Raw genomic sequence first — 22154 nt, forward strand, 5'->3', positions numbered from 1 at the left:
ACAAACCGCTTTTACCGATGTTTTGCAATTTTCTAATTTTATTGACAAAGCAAAACCTTTCTCCTAAAATTCTTTATGTTGGCCGTCTGGCCTTTTTTACCAAATCCATAAAACTATTTGATTTGAGGTACTTTCACATGAAATCCTGTTTAAAAGAAAATTACAATCACACGCTGTACGCCTGCTTTATCGGCTACATCATTCAGGCAATTGTAAACAACTTTGTGCCACTGTTATTTTTAACATTTCAACGGGAATATGATATTTCTCTGGAAAAAATATCGCTGCTCATTACCTTTAACTTTGGAATACAGCTTCTCGTTGACTTTCTGGCCGCAGGATTGACGGATCGAATTGGCTATCGGATCTGCGTGGTTGCCGCACAGCTCTTTTCCTGTGCAGGGCTTCTGGCGCTTGCCTTTCTGCCGGAGCTCGTGCCGGACCCATTTCTCGGCCTCCTGTCTGCTGGAATTATTTATGCAATTGGTGGAGGACTGATCGAAGTTCTGATTAGCCCGATTGTTGAGTCATGCCCTACCCGGCGGAAAAAAGCAGCGATGGGTCTACTCCATTCCTTTTATTGTTGGGGACATGCCGCAGTAATTATCCTTTCTACCTTGTTTTTTATGATTTTTGGTGTTCAGAACTGGCGCATCCTGGCTTGCATCTGGGCTGTTATTCCACTTCTGAACGCCTTGTATTTCACACAAGTACCGATTGCTTCCCTGAATGAAGAAGGTACCGGCATGACTATCCCTGCGCTTCTAAAAACCCGCAAGTTCTGGTTTATGATTGTTTTAATGATCTGTGCAGGCGCCTGTGAACAGGGAATCAGTCAATGGGCTTCCGCATTTGCTGAAGCCAGCCTGAACGTCTCCAAAACAATCGGAGACCTTGCAGGACCATGCGCATTTGCTGTCTTAATGGGGCTTTCCAGAATCATTTATGCCAAATTCAGCGAACAGCTCTCCCTGTATCATTATATGTTCTGGTGTGGCCTGCTCTGCCTCACCAGTTATCTGCTCGCGGCATGTTCTGTAAATCCGGTCCTTGGTCTTGCTGGATGTGCACTTTGTGGCCTTTCGGTTGGTGTCATGTGGCCTGGTACCTTCAGTCTTTCTTCCCGCAATATTCCCAAAGGTGGAACTGCCATGTTTGCTTTTCTGGCCCTGGCCGGAGATATCGGCTGCGCAGGTGGTCCTACCCTTGTCGGTTTCATTTCCGGACAGGCCGGAGGCAATATGAAGATTGGAATCTTATCCGGTATGATCTTTCCACTGTTCCTCATATTTACACTTTTATTTTTAATGAAAAACAGGCGCGCCGGTTAACCCGGCGCTTTCTGCTTTCCACCTTGGTAATCGCTTTAGTTACTGCCTTCGTTTTGTGTTTCACTGGTATTCACATTCACAGTGATATCCTTTCCTTTCCCAGAATCTTTCAGTGATGCGCCCATAAATCCAGCCAACAATGCTTTCACATCAATTCCAAGGGACTCACCGAGACCATCTGAAATCTGCGTCACTGTATTCAGAATATTTCCTGTCAACTGTGCGGAATCTCCGCCGTACATCCGAATGGAATCTACATTGGTGTAAGCCTCTCCCGCAGCTTTCGCAATCGACGGAAGCTGCTCAAAATATGAAGTCAAAGCCTTGAGCTGCATATCCATCTGTGCTGCTTCTCCGTACTGTTTCATCGCCTCTGCTTTTTTCAGGATACCTTCTGCCTCTGCAAGCGCTTTTGCCTGAATCGCCTCGGCCTCTGCCCTTCCTTTTGCAGCAATGGCTTCCGCCTCGGCAAGACCCGCTGCTTTGACTGCCTCCGCTTCCTGTTCCTTCGCATATTTCTCGGCCTCTGCCTTTGCTTTCTGTGCCTCGGCGCGTTGCAATGCTTCGAATTTTTCAGCCTCTGCCTGTTTCTGACGCTCATACAGCTCTGCCTCTGACTGCTTTTGTGTTTTATACAGATGTGCGTCTGCTTCCTGCTGTGCTGCATATTTTGACGCCTCTGCCTGTTTTTTCACCGTAGCTTCCAGTGATTTTTCTGTAATTGCAACCTCGCGTTCCTTTAACTCAATTGCCTTTTCCTGACGAGCAAGATTGGCATCCGCGGACGTAATTTCAATTGTCTTTCTCTGCTCTTCCTGCTGAATCTGATATGCTGCATCTGCTTCCGCTTTTTTGATATCCGAAATCTTTTTCAGTTCCGCCCTCTGCACATCAAGCTCATTCTGTTTTTTTGCAATTTCCGTGTCAGCTGCTACCTGTGCTTCATTTGCAGCCCTGGAAGCTTCCGCTCTTGCCACTGCAATTTCTCGCTCTGCATTTGCTTTTGAAATCGCTGCATCCTTGCTGATCTGCACTGTATTTTCCAATCCCAGATTTTCAATGACACCATTACGATCCTTAAAATTCTGAATGTTAAACGTTGTCAGATCAAGACCCATATCTCTTAAGTTCGGTGTCACATTTTCAATCACTTTTTCAGCAAACGCTTTTTTGTCCCCCTGGATCAATTCTTTTAGCGTTGTCTGAGAAATGATTTCTCGAATATTTCCTTCCAGAACCGGCGTAATGATTTCTCTGATCTGATCCGGTTTATATCCGATAAATTTTGATGCCGCCACTTTTAATAAAGAAGGTTGCTGAGAAACCGCTACATTTGCAACTGCATCTACCATTATATTAATGGCGTCTCTTGTAGGAATTTCATCTCTTGAAGTAAAGTCTGACTGAATATTTTCAAGTGACAAATAATCCACACGCTGTAAGATCGGAATCACAAAACAGCCTTTACCAATCACTGTTTTACAGCCTCCCGGCCCGGTCACAATCATTGCCACATTCGGTGGCGCTTTCTTATACATAACTTTCGATACAATAAGTACCAACGCAAATACTACTATTACAATCGCTGCTACGGTCAGAACCGGAATAATCCCAGACATTATATTATTTTTCATACTCTTTCTCCTTTCGCAATTCCCCAATGTCCATGCTGTTTTTCCTTATTACTCCATTATTACTCCAACTTCTGTGATAACTCTTCTCCCATACTCACCTCTCCTTTCAACAATCATTCAGGTGTTCATTTCAAAATCTTACTTTTGAACTCACTCCCATGGTAGAGCAAAAAGCTACTTTATAAATATCCGGATATTTCATCTAATATGAAAAAAAGACCTATCATGACTCAGTCACAATAAGTCTCGCCATCTCATTTGATACGGGTACACATCGCACCGTTCTGACGTTTTCAAACCCACCTTTTGGATGTTCGGCTACTCCCTTGTTGGATTGTCAAAAATATAACATTATTTTTATATTTTGTCAATATATTTATTTATTAATCTTTTATTATCTGAAAATCAAAAGAAAAAGCTAAAAAAATATTCTGCTCTCGGTAATATAATCATTGCTTATGCTGAAATGTTATCTTGGATTATTTTGCTCACTTTGTATAGATCTGCTTCTTTCACCAAAAATGATTGTTTATTTGAGGAAACGTAAAAGATAGTCGGTTCATCTATTTGAATAAGATACGCTTTTTAAACTAAGAAAATAAAAAAGCTTCTGGAAAACCAGAAGCTTTTTAAGAGGCGCGAACCGGATTTGAACCGGTGATAAGGGTGTTGCAGACCCGTGCCTTACCACTTGGCTATCGCGCCATATAAGTGACTCCTACGAGAATCGAACTCGTGTTACCGCCGTGAAAGGGCGATGTCTTAACCGCTTGACCAAGGAGCCATGTTTTTGTATCTTTTCTTAGATACTACAAAACTCCCCGAGTTGGGCTCGAACCAACAACCCTTCGGTTAACAGCCGAATGCTCTACCATTGAGCTATCGAGGAATATCTTCAGGTATATTCTGTTCTTAACATACCTTCAAAACCACATACAGGATACTATATCTTTCCGTTTTTTGCAAGTCCTTTTTTCTCTTTTCTTTCTAACCCTTCCGTTTTCGCTTCAAAAGTCTTCTTCTTCCTTTCTCCACGCTTGGATAAGCTTGCGACCTATTAGTAGCAGTCAGCTCCATGCATTACTGCACTTCCACCTCTGCCCTATCTACCTCGTGTTCTTCAAGGGGTCTTGGGATATCTCATCTTGAGGGGGGCTTCACGCTTAGATGCCTTCAGCGTTTATCCCTTCCCGACTTGGCTACCCGGCCATGCCTTTGGTAAAACAACCGGTACACCAGAGGTCAGTCCACCCCGGTCCTCTCGTACTAAGGGCAGCTCCTCTCAAATATCCTACGCCCGCGCCGGATAGGGACCGAACTGTCTCACGACGTTCTGAACCCAGCTCGCGTACCGCTTTAATGGGCGAACAGCCCAACCCTTGGGACCTACTACAGCCCCAGGATGCGATGAGCCGACATCGAGGTGCCAAACCACTCCGTCGATGTGAACTCTTGGGAGTGATAAGCCTGTTATCCCCAGGGTAGCTTTTATCCGTTGAGCGATGGCATTCCCACTTAATACCACCGGATCACTAAGCCCTACTTTCGTACCTGCTCCACCCGTCGGTGTCGCAGTCAAGCTCCCTTCTGCCTTTGCACTCTTCGAATGGTTTCCAACCATTCTGAGGGAACCTTTGGGCGCCTCCGATACCCTTTCGGAGGCGACCGCCCCAGTCAAACTCCCCGCCAGACATTGTCCCCCAACCGGTTCACGGTTGCAGGTTAGAAACCCAATAACGCAAGGGTGGTATCCCAACAGCGGCTCCATGGAAACTGGCGTTCCCACTTCTTCGCCTCCCACCTATCCTGTACATGCATTACCGGATCCCAGTGTCAAGCTGGAGTAAAGCTCCATGGGGTCTTTCCGTCCTGGCGCAGGTAACCAGCATCTTCACTGGTACTTCAATTTCACCGGATGCATTGTCGAGACAGCGCCCAAATCATTACGCCTTTCGTGCGGGTCGGAACTTACCCGACAAGGAATTTCGCTACCTTAGGACCGTTATAGTTACGGCCGCCGTTTACTGGGGCTTAAATTCAAACCTTCGCGTTGCCGCTAAGCTCTCCTCTTAACCTTCCAGCACCGGGCAGGCGTCAGCCCATATACTTCACCTTTCGGTTTTGCATAGACCTGTGTTTTTGCTAAACAGTTGCTTGGGCCAATTCTCTGCGGCCTGGTCTCCCAGGCACCCCTTCTCCCGAAGTTACGGGGTCATTTTGCCGAGTTCCTTAACAATGCTTCTTCCGTCGGCCTTAGGATTCTCTCCTCATCCACCTGTGTCGGTTTATGGTACGGGTACGATATAAGCAATAGCGGCTTTTCTTGGCACATGGCTCACATGCTTCCCTACTTGTATTCGGTCCGCCTCACGTCTTTGCCTTATGCGGGGGTTTTTCCTCCCGCACAGCTCCTTCGCTTGCACGCAGCTTTCCATTCTGCGCCCATGCTCTCCACATGCGTCCCCACAGTTCTGTTATACCGTAGTACAGGAATCTCAACCTGTTGTCCATCGACTACGCCTTTCGGCCTCGCCTTAGGTCCCGACTTACCCAGAGCAGATCAGCTTTACTCTGGAAACCTTGGATATTCGGCCGGAAGGATTCTCACCTTCCTCTCGCTACTCATTCCGGCATTCTCTCTTCCATACGCTCCACAGCTCCTTTCGGTACTGCTTCTTCGTGTATGCAATGCTCCTCTACCAATCCTTGCGGATTCCTCAGCTTCGGTGTCGTGTTTTAGCCCCGGACATTTTCGGCGCAGGACCTCTCGACCAGTGAGCTATTACGCACTCTTTGAATGTATGGCTGCTTCTGAGCCAACATCCTGGTTGTCTTCGAAATCCCACATCCTTTTCCACTTAACACGCACTTTGGGACCTTAGCTGGAGGTCTGGGCTCTTTCCCTTTTGACTACCCAACTTATCTCGTGTAGTCTGACTCCCGTACATCATCTATATGGCATTCGGAGTTTGATATTCTTCGGTAAGCTTTGACGCCCCCTAGGAAATTCAGTGCTCTACCTCCACTAGACTAATACGAGGCTAGCCCTAAAGCTATTTCGAGGAGAACCAGCTATCTCCGGGTTCGATTGGAATTTCTCCCCTACCCACACCTCATCGCCACCCTTTTCAACGGATGTGCGTTCGGTCCTCCACTACCTCTTACGGCAGCTTCAACCTGGACATGGGTAGATCACCCGGTTTCGGGTCTGCATCCACTGACTTTACGCCCTATTAAGACTTGGTTTCCCTCCGGCTCCTCACTTTCCGTGATTAACCTCGCCAGTGATCGCAACTCGCCGGACCGTTCTACAAAAAGTACGCGGTCCTACCTTAACGTAGTTCCACAGCTTGTAAACACAGGGTTTCAGGTTCTCTTTCACTCCCCTCCCGGGGTTCTTTTCACCTTTCCTTCACAGTACTATGCGCTATCGGTCACTAAGTAGTATTTAGCCTTACGGGGTGGTCCCCGCTTGTTCCCACAAGGTTCCACGTGTCTCGTGGTACTCTGGATCCCGCCATGCTTCCTTTCGTTTCGGGTACGGGTCTTTCACCCTCTTTGGATGGCTTTCCCAAAACCATTCCCCTACAATCAGAAGATCAATTATGCGGTCCGAACCCCAGGGTGCACGCACCCTGGTTTGGGCTCTTCCGGTTTCGCTCGCCGCTACTCCCGGAATCGATGTTTCTTTCTCTTCCTCCGGCTACTTAGATGTTTCAGTTCACCGGGTTCCCCTCCATACGTTATGGATTGGCGTATGGATACTGGAGCTTTCCTCCAGTGGGTTTCCCCATTCAGATATCTCCGGATCTATGGATATTTGCTCCTCCCCGAAGCTTTTCGCAGCTTATCACGTCTTTCATCGGCTCTTAGTGCCAAGGCATCCACCCTGCGCTCTTATTCGCTTAACCTGTAAATCGCGGAGAAAACACAGCTCTCGAGGTGTTTTCGTCGCTTTCTACTTTCTCACATATATAGCGTTATATGTGTGGTTGGGTTGTTTTTCTGAGTTTTCTCTCCGCAGCCTTCCCCTTTCGGTTCCTGCTGCTTTACTTGCTTGTTTCTAAGCTCAGGTTTCCCTGAACTTATCCTCGGATGTCTTGTGATGAATTCTTTCTTGTTCCATCCATTTATGATCTATAAATGTTTGTTCAATCAGATTCATCGGATATTTTTTTCTGTATGCGGTTTTCAAGGTACGTTTCTGACTGAATGTTTTATCAGCCATTTAAAACCAAAACTATTTTTGATTTTAAATCACTGGTAAAACCAGTTATCGAAACAGCACTTCCCTGCTGATTGGGTTAGCATATCGCTTTTCACAGACGTGGTATTCATCCCACTGTCATTGGATACGCCGGTATATATATCAAACAGGATTCCTCCCGTTTTTTCTTTTTTTAATCTGGCAGCCACCTACTCTCCCACACCGTCTCCAGTGCAGTACCATCGGCCGCTTAGGTCTTAACCATCGTGTTCGGGATGGGTACGGGTGTTTCCCCTAAGCGCATCGCCACCAGAAGCTTTGAGCACTTATTGAGTGCAAGTTTTGCGCCGCACGAATTTAGTGCGAAAGCTGTTCGTTGCAACTTGGCGAGGTCTTTTCGAGCCTAGTACAATCGAACTTCCTTGTCTCCCTTAATAACTCAACAGTGATACAACCTTTACTTCTCGATTCTTCCTTAGAAAGGAGGTGATCCAGCCGCACCTTCCGATACGGCTACCTTGTTACGACTTCACCCCAGTTACCAGTCCCGCCTTCGGCAGCTCCCTCCTTTCGGTTGGGTCACTGACTTCGGGCGTTACCGACTCCCATGGTGTGACGGGCGGTGTGTACAAGACCCGGGAACGTATTCACCGCGACATTCTGATTCGCGATTACTAGCGATTCCAGCTTCGTGCAGTCGAGTTGCAGACTGCAGTCCGAACTGGGACGTTATTTTTGGGATTTGCTCCAGATCACTCTCTTGCTTCCCTTTGTTTACGCCATTGTAGCACGTGTGTAGCCCAAATCATAAGGGGCATGATGATTTGACGTCATCCCCACCTTCCTCCAGGTTATCCCTGGCAGTCTCTCTAGAGTGCCCATCCATAATGCTGGCTACTAAAGATAAGGGTTGCGCTCGTTGCGGGACTTAACCCAACATCTCACGACACGAGCTGACGACAACCATGCACCACCTGTCTCCTCTGTCCCGAAGGAACGGCAGCGTTACCTGCCCGTCAGAGGGATGTCAAGACTTGGTAAGGTTCTTCGCGTTGCTTCGAATTAAACCACATGCTCCACCGCTTGTGCGGGTCCCCGTCAATTCCTTTGAGTTTCATTCTTGCGAACGTACTCCCCAGGTGGAATACTTATTGCGTTTGCTGCGGCACCGAAGAGCTTTGCTCCCCAACACCTAGTATTCATCGTTTACCGCGTGGACTACCAGGGTATCTAATCCTGTTTGCTCCCCACGCTTTCGAGCCTCAACGTCAGTTACCGTCCAGTAAGCCGCCTTCGCCACTGGTGTTCCTCCTAATATCTACGCATTTCACCGCTACACTAGGAATTCCGCTTACCTCTCCGGCACTCAAGATTTACAGTTTCCAATGCAGTCCAGGGGTTGAGCCCCCGCCTTTCACATCAGACTTGCACATCCGTCTACGCTCCCTTTACACCCAGTAATTCCGGATAACGCTTGCTCCATACGTATTACCGCGGCTGCTGGCACGTATTTAGCCGGAGCTTCTTAGTCAGGTACCGTCATTTTCTTCCCTGCTGATAGAGCTTTACATACCGAAATACTTCTTCGCTCACGCGGCGTCGCTGCATCAGGCTTGCGCCCATTGTGCAATATTCCCCACTGCTGCCTCCCGTAGGAGTTTGGGCCGTGTCTCAGTCCCAATGTGGCCGGTCACCCTCTCAGGTCGGCTATGGATCGTCGGCTTGGTGAGCCGTTACCTCACCAACTACCTAATCCAACGCGGGCCCATCTTACACCACCGGAGTTTTTCACACAGAAACATGCGTTCCCGTGCGCTTATGCGGTATTAGCAGTCATTTCTAACTGTTGTCCCCCTGTGTAAGGCAGGTTGCCCACGCGTTACTCACCCGTCCGCCACTCAGTCATTTTAAAATCCACCCGAAAGTCTCATTTAAAATGCTTCGTTCGACTTGCATGTGTTAAGCACGCCGCCAGCGTTCATCCTGAGCCAGGATCAAACTCTCTAATAAAGTGTTGTTCAATCCGGTCAGATAACGTCTTGGCTATCTTTCCTTTTACTGTTTTTAAAGGTCAGTTCCTTAGAAAAAAATCTCTTAGAATCTTTTCAAGGTTGTCTCACTGTTCAGTTATCAAGGTGCTTCTTGATCGTTTTCCTGATGATTTATCAGTTTTTCGATCTGTGACTTTTCGTCTTTTCTGTTGCCTCTCTACCGGAGCAACTCTGATATCATATCATGTCTTTTTCGGTTTGTCAACAACTTTTTTGGATTTTTTTACTTTTTTATTTCTCAACTGTTATTTTCCCTAACAGCGTGTTTTATTTTATCACCCGTTTTTTGGTTTGTCAACTATTTTTTTACTTTTTATTTTTCTTTTTTTGTATCACACCACTGCAAGGGAAAAACAACTTAATAACCGAAGAAAATGGCGATACAATCCCCATTACAGAGAAGTACCGCCTGATCACAATCATCTCTTTGCCATCAATTCCTGATCCCATGATGTAATAGCGCCCGCGTCAGCGTCCACATCAAAATCATACTTTACACCGTTAAGAATAAATTCAATTTCATAATACAAAATTCCGTCGTCCCGTTCCGCCTCAATCCACATGTCATCTGTGGCGGCTTCTGGTACCTTCTCCAAAATCAGGGCTGCGGCTTCACTGTCAGAAATAGCGGTGTCCTGCACGGGAAGCTCTCTTTGTTTCCGGTCAGACATATCATAGGATGCACTGAGAATACGCCCATCATCCAGGTCAATCTCGTATTCATACTCGTCATCATCCACCTCAAATTCTACTTCTAAAATATTCATTCCGTCATCCCGGTCATACTCTGAACGCTCACGTTTTACTTCATCCCGGGCAAAACCGGCATGCGCAAAGGCTAAGGCAATCCCCTCCTCTTCTGTGATTGTCTGCCCAGAACCATAATCCTGAATTGAAAAAGATGCTTCTCCTCTCTGCTCAAATCCTTTAACCGTCGTTTCTTTGACGGCTTCGGAAGCCAGAGCGGAAAACGCTACAAATACTGCAAAACCAAGCGGGCAGATGGTCGCTGTTAAAAATTTTTTTCTAGTCATGCTATTGTCCTCCTGCTATTCAATTGTTTACTATATTCTTTGTAATTGAAAATATAACTGCAAAAGATTAAAACAAGATTAATACAAAAAAAATTTCACTCTGTGCTCTACATTCTTTTATTAACCGGCTCTGAGGGAAGTGTAAATGTAAATATACTTCCTTCTCCTTCTTCGCTTTGTGCCTGAATACTCCCTCCGTGCGCTTCAACTATCCATTTCACCATAGATAGCCCGAGCCCTGAATGAGAAGGTTCAAAGCGGGAAGGTTCTGCCCTATAAAAACGCTCCCAGATTTTCGGCAGATTCTCCTCGGAAATTCCTACCCCCGTGTCTTTCACATACCCGGTCACACTTGTATCATCTGCGAAAAGTCCGGCCTGAATCCGTCCTCCTTCTTCCGTATAAGCGATTGCATTGTCAAACAGGTTCATCCAAAGCCGGAACAGCATTGTCTCGTCTCCCTGCAAAATAATATCTTTCTGAATATGAGTCTCCATAATGAGTCCCTTTTGCCTTGCAATCTCTCCCTGTTCTTCCATGACAGTTTGTGTTAGCAGACTAAAATCCAGTATCTCAAAACAGAGCGGCTGACGGTTCTGGTCAGCGCGGGACAAAAGCAACAGCTGAGATACAAGGCGAATCAATCCCGTTGTCCGGTCTCTGATCACCTGCAAAGCCTGTCTTTCTTCCTCGTAAAGAGCCGGATTCGCCAGACAACTCTCACATTGCGAAAGAATCACTGACAAAGGCGTGCGAAGCTCATGAGAGACGTCCGAAGTAAACTGCTTCTGGTTCTCAAAAGCTGCCTGAAGCTGAGTAAGCATCTGATCAAAGGTTTCTGCAAGGACACCGATTTCATCTCTGCTTCCTTTTAATCCAATCCTGCGTGAGAGATTTTTCTGTTCGCAGATTTCCGCTGCCGTCCGGGTAATGCGGGACACCGGACGCAGCGTGCGCTTAACCAGAGAATAACAAAGTACCGCAGACAAAATCACACTCAGAGGAAGAAGTATGAAACACAGTTTTATGAGAAGATACAACTCATTCTCCACAGCGGACACAGAACAGATTCCCCTAATATGAATCACGCCGTATTTTCTTATCTGAAATGCAGCATCAAAAATATACCACGTAGTTTCATTTAATTTTGCAGTCTGTAATGTATTTTCCTGAAAGGATACGGCAGACGTGAATCCGTATGGAATCCGTCCTGCCAGAAGAACCCCTGTTTCATCGTATGCAGACAGATAAATGCCATTTTCCACATCAGAAAAATCAGAATCTATGATTAACGTCCCTTTTTTCATTTTCACCAAATCGACGCTTTCAAAAACCCTTTCTTTCAAAACGTCGGTTGCAGATTCCAGAAACAGATCACCTCCCAGATACAAAAGTACGGTCAGTACCACGCCTGTAAGCAGCGTCATCAGCAATGTATACAGAATCGTAAGCTTCCATTTCAGGGAAATTTTTTTCATTGGTCTGGCTCCTCTCTCAGCACATATCCGGTTCCACGTACCGTATGAATCAGTTTGCTTGAAAAAGGATCATCTATCTTCTTTCGCAAATACCGAATGTACACGTCTACCATATTAGAAGAGCCGGCATAATCATAATTCCAGATATGCTGCTCGATCTGATCACGGGACAGAACGTTCCCCTGATTCATCATCAGATAACGCAGAAGCGCAAATTCTTTCGCTGAGAGGACTATCTTCTGCTCCCCTCTTGTAACGGTGTGACTGCTCAAATCCATTGTCAGGTTTCCTGCACGAAGCAGGTTCGAAAGCTGCCCACTGTGCTTACGCAGCATAACCCTAATTCGTGCCAGAAGCTCTTCAAACGCAAACGGTTTTACCATATAGTCATCTGCCCCGGCATCCAGACCGATCACGCGGTCTTCAATGCTGTCCTTTGCTGTAAGAAGAAGCACCGGAGTCCTCCGGTTTTTTTGCCGCAATGCCTTCAACACCTCCAGGCCACTCTTCTTCGGCATCATAATATCCAGCATAATTACATCGTACTCTGTACACGCAATATAGTCTATTGCCTCCTGCCCGTCAAAACAGGCATCCACACTATAAGACTGCTCTTCCAGACGTTTTTTCAGAAGGGCATTCAAATCTTTCTCGTCTTCTGCAATTAAAATCCGCAATTTCAGACTCCTTTCACTGTTCCCACAATAAATATATACTGCTGCAAATCACCTGAAAAATAAAAAGTCCTGATAACATACGTAAAACGAAAGTCCGGGAGGCGTTTCATTGCTGAAACGATTCCTCCCGGGACTTAATTTCTGGTTATTTTCCTTCTATTTTTGAAAACAAGATTCTGTCGTTATCCAGCGCCTTTCCGGTACCCACGCTGAACTTTTCCAAAAGTCCGTCTACCGTCAGCCCGGCGCGCTCCTCTCCGCTGATATCCAGAATGATCTTCCCTGCATCCATCATCAGTGTTCGATTGCCGAGTTCCAAAGCAGAATGCATATTATGGGTAATCATCAGGCAGGCCAAATGATTCTCCTCCACTATGCGTTTCGTAAGCGCAATCACCTTGTCAGCCGTTCCGGGATCAAGCGCAGCGGTATGTTCATCAAGCAGCAAAACCTTGGGCGGTATAAGCGTTGCCATCAAAAGCGTAAGCGCCTGTCTCTGACCCCCTGAAAGCAGTCCCACCGGCTGCTTCATCCGATCTTCCAGTCCCATATTCAAAAGAGACAGTTTTTCCCGAAATTTCTCTCTGTCCTTATTTCCAATCCTGGAAAAAACAGAGTTTCTGCTCTTTGCGACACGCAGATACGCAAGCGCCAGATTTTCTTCAATCGTCATATGCGGCGCTGTTCCTTTCATCGGATCCTGAAACAGTCTCCCGATCTCAACCGCCCGGCGATACTCGGGCATATAGGTGATCTCTTTCTCATCAAGATACACACTTCCCTCGTCTACATAGAAACTGCCGCAGATGCAGTTAAATAACGTAGATTTTCCTGCTCCGTTGCTCCCGATAATGGTTGCGAAATCCCCGTCCTCCACCGTCAGGCTCACGCCATCCAACGCAACCTTTTCATTCACGGTTCCTTCATTAAACACTTTTCTTATATTTGTCAGTTTTAACATGTCCGGCTTCCTCCCTTTCTGGCAGAAGCAGCAGCCAGCCTTTTCTTCTGAAATGCAATCTGTTTTTTCAAATAAGGCGACGCAATGGCTATTGCCACGATGACTGCCGAGACGAGTTTCAGGCACTCTGCCGGAATATGAAGCCGCAGTGCAATCGCAATAGCAAAACGATACAAACAGCTTCCAACGATAACGCCAAGAATTCTGCGGAACACGCTGCTCTTTCCAATTAAAGTTTCACCGATAATCAGGCTAGCCAGAGCAATCGTGACCATTCCGGTTCCCAGATTAATGTCGCACGTTTTCTGATACTGTCCGATCAGACAGCCAGAAAGCGCGGTCAGAGAACCAGAAATACAAAGCCCCACCGTGATCGTAAAACCAGGGTTGATGCTGGACGCGCGGACCATGTCCGGATTATCTCCCGTTGCGCGAATCGAAAGTCCGATCCGCGTACCGAGAAACCACGCGATTATCACGCAGGCAACCACAACAATGACAATCGAAACAATCAGCTTATACCAGGTACTTCCGAACCAATCTTTGCAAAGGCTGTAAACCGTATCGCATTTAAAAAGAGACAGATTCGAAGAAAATCCCATCACTGCAAGGTTAACCGTATAAAGGCCTGTATTAACTATAATTCCTGCCAGAATTGATTCCACTCCCAGTTTTGTCTGCAAAAATGCCATGATGTACCCGGAGCACACACCAGCAGCCATTGCCGCAAACAATGCCAGAATCGGATGTCCCATAATTGCCACCTGTGCACCTACCGCACATCCCAGGGTAAAGCATCCGTCTGTTGACAGATCAGCAATATTCAAAATTGAATAACTTAAAAACAGTGCCAGCGCCACCAGAGCATAGATAAAACCAAGCTCTAATGCACTGATGATCACCGGGAGGGAAAGTAGTGATTCCATATTTTACTCCTTTTCAAACGACAGCTTTTCGCTTATATACAATCGCTTACCCAAATCTCGTTTTTTCTCTTAGTCAGACGCTTATTCGAATTCTTCTGCGGTAATTGTCTCAATTACTGCACTGCAGTTTGCTGCAAATCCGCTGTAATCAAGTCCGATTGCTTCTGCTGTTTCCGTATTAACCGTAACAATTCCGTTATCGAATGTCTGAATCGGCGTTGTCGCCGGATCTGCACCCTGAAGGACTTCAACTACCATATCAGCCGTTGCCGTTCCAAGGTTTACGTAATCCACACCGTAACCGCAAAACGCGCCGTTCAGTGCAAAAGAATCTGCTCCGCCGTAATGCGGGATATTTGCATCAATAAATTTCTCATAAATTCCAAGCTCGGCCGTCATAACCGTATTGTCCGTCGGTGTAAAGACAGCCTCAACACCTGCTGCAATCAAAGCATCCACTGCCTGGGTCACTTCTGTGTTGTTTGTTCCGGTCTTTTCTACATAGTCTATACCTTTTTCCTCAAGATATGCCTTGGCGTCAGCAATCGGCTGTTTTGAGGCATCTTCAGACTGGCTGTACAGAAGTCCGACTGTCTTAATATCCGGATTTGCAATCAACATGAGGTCCAGAATCGCATTTGTATTCAGTGCATCGCTGGTGCCTGTGATATTTGCGCCCGGAGCTTCCATATTATCGGCAAGACCTGCGCCTACCGGATCCGATACAGCTGAAAAAACAACCGGTATCTCGTTATCCTCTGTTGCTGCCTGCACGATCTGCGCTGCCGGCGTTGCGATCGGAACAATCACATCCACACCGTCTGCAAGAAGCTGCGAGGCAATCTGATTCAGTGTAGTGGGATCTGCCTGACCATTGTATACATAACCTTCATAGATAAACTTGTCCTCGCCTTCTTCCGATCTCGCATCCAACCGGGCTTCGATTGCTGTTTCGATCTGATTCAGAGATGCGTCGTCCACGAACTGAATGATTCCTACCTTATACTCTGCTGCCATTGCTGTTCCTGCTAACATAATGGATGCCATAACGGATGCTGTTGCGCCTGCTAAAATTTTCTTTTTCATAGTTTTGCTCTCCTTTTCTTTGTGAGATTTCCTGATTCATTTTTAGATGCGCAAAGAAATAACCGGTGTTTATCTGAATGTGGTACGGGTTCATTGGCTTTCGCTGGGATGCGATCTTGATTATGACTTCGCGGCGCATCCTGGAGTCGCCGGGACGCCGCCGTGTTGCGACCTCGATTCCGCTTCGCTGCATCAAGGTCGCGGGCTTCGCCCTATCAATATGTCCAAAGGGAAACGCGTCTGCTAGCAGCCGGTTGCCCTTTGGACATATTGGCACGGCTCATTGCCAACGCGAAAAAAACCGTCTCAGATTTTATCTGAGACGGTAATAATTTCTTATTATCGCGGTACCACTCAATTTGACGTAATGTCCACTCTCGCATGTACTGTTATACACTCCTGATTGATAACGGGTTCGGTTCCCGGCGGCTCCTACTTTATTATATGATATATTTCAGGCCACCCTCAAAAGTCCATTCGGCAAACTGCTCCATGCTGCAATCACACCACCTGCAACTCTCTGTAACTTTGCATCGTATGCCTACTACTCTTTCTCATCGGTTTCTTCCTTTGTTGTGGTAAAGTGTAACATCTGGCGATACTTTTGTCAACCAGAAATTTCTGTCACCGCCTATTTGCGAACATCAGATTTTATCATATTTTTTCAGATTGTCTGTTCAATATCTATCTTGCACGATATGCCTTCCCGTACTACACAAAAAGTGAGGCTGCCTGAACAACGATCGTCATAAACAAATTGGCATCATACAGATATCCGAGCAGACGGCTTTCCTGTACCATGGACATCAGCTGAAGACCGATTTCCGTTGTCGAGGTCATCGACAAAATCAAAAAGAAAATCCAGACAAAAAACAATGCCTGCAAAAGCCCGAGCAGCAAGCCCAGAAGCCGGTTGACCCCTCCCAGAAGCGGAATATGCGATATAATATCAAGGGCTGCAATCGCTGCCCGCAAAACAAGCTGTACGGCAAGCAGAGCAGCAACAAAAGAAATCACATTCAAAATAATCGTCGCAATAAAATGAATAACGTAATCCTGGAACGTGGAAACGCCAAGGCTTGCATAACCATCCGCATTGTTGTAGTCCAGAAGAAGATCCCGCAACACCTCCGGAACCGGCAGATTTTCCAACAGCTCTGTCTGTTCAATGCGGGTTGGCTGCCAGAGCGTACCTGCGCTTTTTTCGCTGGACTGTCCACTGCTTTCTGTATCGCTGATCCCCAGGTAATCGCCAAGATATTCTTCGATAAACTGTTCTTTGTATTCCTCCAGCTGGGCATCGGTAAGCGTATCCACAACCGTACTGTCATAACCGTACTGGTCCATCAGCGACTTAATCTGCTCACGTCCCATATTGCGATACATATCCAGCTGTGATGTGCCGCTTTTTCCGTTGCCTGACTGCGCCTCAGAACTGCCGACCAGTGCTTCTGTCACCTGTTCCGTCACTACTTGACGGCACTGTTTTACAATGTAATCATACACCGGTGTGCTGCTTTTCAGAAAATCTGTCATATACGGCAGAAAAACGGAAACCAGGACGATGGACAGAACAAACGACACCATAGAAGCCAGCTTCCGCACAAATCCTTTGCGGTACCCCGACAGCGCGATTCCTGCAATAACTATAAGTACAATAATCTCCAGTAAATTCATATTTCCTCCATAATCGTAACAATGGCCACAGCCTACAGTCAGCTGATACGAATCCGATCAAAACTGTCCCTTGTAATAATCATATATTTCCGGAATTCTGAAAAATAAAACACATCGGCTATTTCTTTTTCATAAACAGAAGAAAAACGCTTCGTCCCGGACAGGGTATAGACTTCGCAGTGATGATCGTCATACATCAGTATCTGCCCGTTCTGTATGCGGATCATATCAAAGCTTGCGTCAATTTCCTTGGAAGCTTTCCTGTGGCCGCTGTAATTATAGATCTCCATCCGATACGGATATTCCGCACTGCCGCTTCGAAACAGGAATCCGATCCGGCTGCCATCGTGAAATGCACTGACAACCTCCTCCTCAAATGATACGGAAGCCGACTGTTCCGGTGCATCATTTCCTTTAAATACCATGAAGCCGTTGTCCGCCACTGCCACTGCTCTGGAATTATCCGTAAAATAAATTTCCGGTATCACCGTATCGAGATAATTGGCGCTGCTCACAACATGATCCTTTTCGGATTGCCCGGCCTGACCGAAATGGTAAAAGACCACCCGGCTTTCAATAATGCCCTCTTTGATCCCAAGATACGAAACTGCAAGCTTTTGGCCGTCCGGAGACAAATCAATATCAAGCGGATAGCCCGACTGCGCAACGGTAGTTTTATCGTTTGCAATCGAGGTCCCGTCCGGGCGGTACAGGCTGACCCATGTAATGCCTTCCTCCTGCAATACCACAGCCACAACCCCCTGCTTGGACACCCGTACTTTCAGGATTGGAAGCAGCGTGTTAAAGTTTCCAACCAGACCGTCCTCATTTACCACGTATATCTGATTCCCCTGCTGCTCTGCCACTGCCATCGTACCCCCGCAGACATCCGCAACCGGAGCCTGCATATTATAGGTAATGCTCCATTTCAGTTCATTTTTTCGACTGACGCAGGAAATCCCGTCAGAGCTGTAGCGGTAAATATTTTTCCCAACTGACTCATACTTACTGCCGGCAGCCACCTTATTTTCATAAGAATCGACAATCACATAATCACTGAATGTGTTCGTTCTATTGTATAGTGTAAAACCACCGGCTACCAGCACAATAAGCACGACAATAGCAATTCTGCGAATCCGTACGAAGCGCCTGTTTCTTGCCAGCTTTTCCCGCAGATCTCCCTCCGGTAAATCCCGTTCTGACGGACTACCGGAGGAAAGCTCCTTTTCCTCTACCAGTATTTCATCTTCCGAATCCGGATCCTCCTCTTTTAAAAACCGAAGTTTCTGAATCAAAGAGTTGAATCTGTTTTTCCATTTATCTTTATTCATGTATTATACCTGCTATCTGTTCTGCAGTTACCTGCTGCGCGGTTCCTGCATATACTAAAACCAAAGAATACTTCCTTTAAACCTGTATGTTATCATAGCAGAATCTGCTGGCAAACGCAACCGAGCCTTCAATTTTCTTTCCCGTTCTTTACGGAAGCACAATTTTCTGTCCTGGCATAATCATATTTGCATCTGCAATATGATTCACGCTGCAGATTTCTTCTACCCGATCCAAACTTCCGTAATATCGGCTGCAAATATCCGCCAGTGTATCTCCCTGCCGGATTACATAAGAGGAGTGAATGGCCCTTGACGACGTTTCACTTGCTGCCGGAGGAGCTGACGTACCATCTGTCGTACTGCTCTGTGTACCTGCTGTGTCGGCTGCGCTGCCTTCCACAGGTGAAGAATTCATGCCAGATGTACTGCCAATGGATGTATCCCGGGCGCTCTCTGAACTCTGCGTCCCCGAAACATCCTGTCCTCCGGCTGCGCCTGCCAGGTTCCCCGTTCCCTGTATACTACCGGTTCCGCCTGAACTTTGTGTATTTCCATCCCCTGACAGGTTCTGCCCACCACTTTGCGCTGTATCTGTATTTTGCAGAACATCTGCACCACCCTGCATACTGTCAGCCTGATTTGTCAGATTTCCCGTTGCGTCCTGCATTCCCTCCGCAGAATTCTGCATGTTTCCCACTGTGCCTTGTACCCCTTCTGCTGCATTCTGCATATTTCCTGCCGTACCTTGTATTCCTTCTGCTGCATTCTGCATATTTCCTGCCGTACCTTGTATTCCTTCTGCTGCATTCTGCATATTTCCTGCCGTACCTTGCATTCCTTCTGCTGCATTCTGCATATTTCCTGCCGTACCTTGCAGCCCTTCTGCTGTATTCTGTATGGTATCTGCCACGTTTAGCAGATCGCCTGCCGTATCAGTTCCGGCGCCCGGCTGGCCCAAAACATTTCCGGAAGTTGCCGTACTTCCTCCATCTGCACCGGGATCTGAAGCAGGCAGCCGTTCTCCCTCCTGCTGAACTTGCCCTGACAGTGCCTCCTGGCCGTTCTTCAGTGCGTTTCGTCCGGCCCGGATATCATCAATCCGGTTCACTGCGATTGCACCGACAATCAAAACAGTCACAACAAAAAAGGAACTGGCCAGCCGCAGCATGCTTCCTGTTCTCTTTTCTCCTTTTTCACGTATTTTCTCTCGAAAGCTTCGAATTGCCTGATCCGGCAAGCTTTCTTTTTCTACACTTTTGTCCTTAAATTCCTCGGTCATATACTCCTGCATTTTTCGATTTTGCTCGTAAAAAACCAGATATCCCCGGAGTCTGCGATATTCTTCTGCATCCCTCCAATAAAGTGTTTCCTCCTGTTCCTGCAGATGATAAATCAGTTGTCCTGCCTCTGGTGCTATCTCGGCAAGCTGCTCAAGCTGCTTTGGCTGATACATACCGATGACACAGCAGCCCTGGATCTCCCATCCCGGAAAATATTCCTCTTTTTGTTTTTCGAACCATTCTCTGCTATTTAATGGTACTTCCTCTGTCTCTTTCGGTGTGCCTTCTTCCTGTAGCGTTTTTCCCTCTATTTCGGCCTTCTCGAGTTTGCCTTTCTTCTCTTCTTTGTTCTCTTGCGCTGCTTTTACCGCGTTCCCGTCCATTGTTTCTCTTTCTTTTCCATGTTCATCGCGTACCTGTATTTTTTCTTCCTGATCATTCTGTGCACGCAGTTCTCCGTCTTTTCCATCCTGAGCCTCTGTGTGCATCTCTTCTTTTCGCTTTTCTTCCCGTACCCGCTGCGCTGCTTTCATCTGGTCATCCGCAAAAGACATTTCCAAAATACCGCGTATGAACACATAGGTACCCTCTTCCGTCTCCTTACGCTCTCCCAAAAAGACACCCAGGTACCCCTTTTCTTCCTGCGGTTCCTTTTTGTGAATATACGTCATCACGTAATCCTCAATGCAGACTTTTTCTTTTCCCTGGATTTCCCCTATCTGGCGTATGTTCTTCGGCAAAGCCGTCCCTTTTTCCATACTCCTCTCACTCCTTTTGCCATATTCACATAACCTTACCATATACTTTATGCAGAATTTAGTATTTCATGGACAAAAACAGAATTTTTTTCAAAATTTTTCTTTTTTTGTATACTGTCCCGGGTTTCCGGATAAAATGAAAAGATTAGTAACAGAGAGGTGGATTATGACAGCTTACCCAAATATTTCATATTTACCGGATACTTCGGCTTCCTCACAGGCAATGTGCCTCAAAAAACTGATAAAATCTTTCCCGGACAGGCCAGATACCCCTGTTATTCTCTGTATCGGGACGGACCGCATCATCGGCGACTGCCTTGGTCCGCTGGTCGGAACAACACTGGAACGTACCGTGAAAGACCAGCTGCCTATTTACGGAACGCTTCAGCACACAGTACATGCACTGAATCTTCCAGACACCATTTCACAAATAAAAAAGAAGCATCCCAACCGCATTGTCATTGCAGTGGATGCCTCTCTTGGCGACCCGAATCAGGTCGGTGGTATTTTTATCCGTCCCGGACATCTGCGCCCCGGAGCCGGTGTTTTCAAAAAGCTGCCCGAAATCGGAGATATTTCTATCACAGGAATTGCCAACAGCGAAAGCAGCCAGCCTTACCTTGATCTGCAAACAGCCAGGCTTTCCACCGTATCTGCTATGGCAGATATCATCTGCCATTGTATCGTGAACGCCTGTCTGCCAGCGCGTAAGGGCTGACTTTGCGCAAGGGCACAGGGCTGACGAGTTTTATGCAAAAGACACAGCGAATGCCTAAAGCTCAACCCGCCCCTCCAAAGCACGCAGAAGCGTAACCTCGTCAATATACTCGAGATCCCCGCCTACCGGAACACCGCTTGCAATCCGGCTGACCTTAATCCCGGTCGGCTTGATTAGCTTGCTGATATACATCGCTGTCGTCTCGCCTTCCAGGCTGGAATTGGTCGCAATGATGACCTCGTTCACGTCTCCCTGAAGTCGCTGCATCAGCTCTTTTAGTCGGATATCTCCCGGACCGATCCCGAGCATAGGGGAAATCGCTCCGTGAAGGACATGGTACACACCCTCATATTTCCCGGTCTTTTCGTATGCTGCCAGATCTCTGGTACTCTCCACCACCATAATTGTCTTCTTATCTCTGGCAGGATTGCTGCATATCGGACACGTTTCCTGATCTGTCATCGTAAAACATTCGTTGCAATAGCGGATGTTGTTACGCGCATTAGTGATTGATGTGGTAAGCTGCTCCACCTGTTCTTTCGGCATATGCACAATATGAAATGCCAGGCGCTGGGCGGACTTGCCGCCTATGCCCGGCAGTGATGAAAGCTGCTCAATCAGCTTCGTCATCTGGCTTCCGTAATAGTCCATCAGAACCCAAAGCCTCCCAGTCCTCCCCCAAGCCCGCCTGCGAGCTTAGACATTGCAGACGCGGATGCTTCCTCTACCTGACGCAGCGCTTCATTCGTAGCTGCCACAATCAGATCTTCCAGCATCTCGATATCATCCGGGTCCACAACCTCCTCTGAGAGCTTTACCTTGGTCACTTCTTTTTTGCCGGATATCGTCACTTCTACCGCTCCGCCACCGGCTGTAGCCGTAAACTCTTTCTCTTCCAGTGCTTTCTGGTTCTCTTCCATCTGCTTCTGCATTTTCTGCGCCTGCTTCATCAGATTACTCATGTTGCCCGGCATACCTCCCGGGAATCCTCCACGCTTTGCCATA

Annotated in this window: 14 protein-coding genes, 3 tRNA genes, 3 rRNA genes and 1 other annotated feature; of the genes, 2 read left to right on the top strand and 18 right to left on the bottom strand. The window is 47.0% G+C overall.

The window, feature by feature from the left end; translation table 11 throughout:
- Positions 1-137: 137 nt before the first annotated feature.
- A complete protein-coding gene (locus tag AC6I2O_RS08135; protein ID WP_120391316.1) occupies positions 138-1331 on the top strand; it encodes an MFS transporter in 1194 nt (397 codons plus the stop codon).
- 35 nt (positions 1332-1366) lie between these two features.
- Here AC6I2O_RS08135 and AC6I2O_RS08140 read toward each other — a convergent pair whose 3' ends face one another.
- The 16 genes from AC6I2O_RS08140 to AC6I2O_RS08215 form a co-directional block, all read right to left on the bottom strand.
- Positions 1367-2965 carry a flotillin family protein gene (locus AC6I2O_RS08140; protein WP_120391317.1) on the bottom strand — a complete coding sequence of 533 codons (1599 nt, stop codon included), beginning with the start codon at positions 2963-2965 and terminating at the stop codon, positions 1367-1369.
- Between the two features lie 634 nt (positions 2966-3599).
- A tRNA-Cys gene (locus AC6I2O_RS08145) sits at positions 3600-3670 on the bottom strand.
- Positions 3671-3677: 7 nt separating this feature from the next.
- Positions 3678-3749 (bottom strand) — tRNA-Glu (locus AC6I2O_RS08150).
- 33 nt (positions 3750-3782) lie between these two features.
- Positions 3783-3854 (bottom strand) — tRNA-Asn (locus tag AC6I2O_RS08155).
- 148 nt (positions 3855-4002) lie between these two features.
- Positions 4003-6876 (bottom strand): 23S ribosomal RNA (locus AC6I2O_RS08160).
- Positions 6877-7368: 492 nt separating this feature from the next.
- Positions 7369-7486, bottom strand: a 5S ribosomal RNA gene (gene rrf, locus AC6I2O_RS08165).
- A 165-nt stretch (positions 7487-7651) separates the two neighbouring features.
- Positions 7652-9182: ribosomal RNA gene (locus tag AC6I2O_RS08170) — 16S ribosomal RNA — on the bottom strand.
- The 16S, 23S and 5S rRNA genes sit together here with 3 tRNA genes alongside, the layout of an rRNA operon.
- A 460-nt stretch (positions 9183-9642) precedes the next feature.
- Positions 9643-10257 (bottom strand): PepSY domain-containing protein, encoded by a 615-nt coding sequence (locus AC6I2O_RS08175; protein ID WP_497742363.1) that lies wholly within the window; start codon positions 10255-10257, stop codon positions 9643-9645.
- 107 nt (positions 10258-10364) lie between these two features.
- Positions 10365-11735 carry a sensor histidine kinase gene (locus tag AC6I2O_RS08180; protein ID WP_497742364.1) on the bottom strand — a complete coding sequence of 457 codons (1371 nt, stop codon included), beginning with the start codon at positions 11733-11735 and terminating at the stop codon, positions 10365-10367.
- The gene (locus AC6I2O_RS08185) at positions 11732-12412 is read right to left on the bottom strand and encodes a response regulator transcription factor (protein ID WP_120393530.1); all 681 of its coding nucleotides are present in this window, start codon (positions 12410-12412) and stop codon (positions 11732-11734) included. Before AC6I2O_RS08185 ends, AC6I2O_RS08180 begins: the two co-directional genes overlap by 4 nt.
- 145 nt (positions 12413-12557) lie before the next feature.
- Positions 12558-13373: an ABC transporter ATP-binding protein gene (locus AC6I2O_RS08190; RefSeq protein WP_120393529.1), complete on the bottom strand. Its 816-nt coding sequence runs from the start codon at positions 13371-13373 to the stop codon at positions 12558-12560.
- Positions 13367-14299, bottom strand: coding sequence for an ABC transporter permease (locus AC6I2O_RS08195; RefSeq protein WP_120393528.1), 933 nt, complete (start codon positions 14297-14299; stop codon positions 13367-13369). Before AC6I2O_RS08195 ends, AC6I2O_RS08190 begins: the two co-directional genes overlap by 7 nt.
- Before the next feature lie 81 nt (positions 14300-14380).
- Complete coding sequence (locus AC6I2O_RS08200; RefSeq protein WP_120393527.1) at positions 14381-15385, bottom strand: ABC transporter substrate-binding protein; 1005 nt, start codon at positions 15383-15385, stop codon at positions 14381-14383.
- 315 nt (positions 15386-15700) lie between these two features.
- Positions 15701-15952 (bottom strand) — a binding site (T-box leader).
- A gap of 144 nt (positions 15953-16096) precedes the next feature.
- Positions 16097-17062 carry a CvpA family protein gene (locus AC6I2O_RS08205; RefSeq protein ID WP_497742365.1) on the bottom strand — a complete coding sequence of 322 codons (966 nt, stop codon included), beginning with the start codon at positions 17060-17062 and terminating at the stop codon, positions 16097-16099.
- A 38-nt stretch (positions 17063-17100) separates the two neighbouring features.
- Positions 17101-18393, bottom strand: coding sequence for a DUF5711 family protein (locus AC6I2O_RS08210; RefSeq protein ID WP_497742366.1), 1293 nt, complete (start codon positions 18391-18393; stop codon positions 17101-17103).
- Between the two features lie 148 nt (positions 18394-18541).
- Positions 18542-20431, bottom strand: coding sequence for a LysM peptidoglycan-binding domain-containing protein (locus tag AC6I2O_RS08215; RefSeq protein ID WP_497742367.1), 1890 nt, complete (start codon positions 20429-20431; stop codon positions 18542-18544).
- Between the two features lie 166 nt (positions 20432-20597).
- On the opposite strand from AC6I2O_RS08215, the gene yyaC reads away from it, so the two are divergent.
- Positions 20598-21149, top strand: a complete 552-nt coding sequence (gene yyaC, locus AC6I2O_RS08220) for a spore protease YyaC (protein WP_497742368.1) — start codon at positions 20598-20600, stop codon at positions 21147-21149.
- Positions 21150-21203: 54 nt separating this feature from the next.
- On the opposite strand, the gene recR is transcribed toward yyaC, so the two are convergent.
- Positions 21204-21800 carry a recombination mediator RecR gene (gene recR / locus AC6I2O_RS08225; protein WP_120393522.1) on the bottom strand — a complete coding sequence of 199 codons (597 nt, stop codon included), beginning with the start codon at positions 21798-21800 and terminating at the stop codon, positions 21204-21206.
- Positions 21800-22153 carry a YbaB/EbfC family nucleoid-associated protein gene (locus AC6I2O_RS08230; protein WP_120393521.1) on the bottom strand — a complete coding sequence of 118 codons (354 nt, stop codon included), beginning with the start codon at positions 22151-22153 and terminating at the stop codon, positions 21800-21802. Before AC6I2O_RS08230 ends, recR begins: the two co-directional genes overlap by 1 nt.
- Between the last annotated feature and the right edge of the window lies 1 nt (position 22154).

Source organism: Blautia sp. St.27G3, from assembly GCF_059728505.1.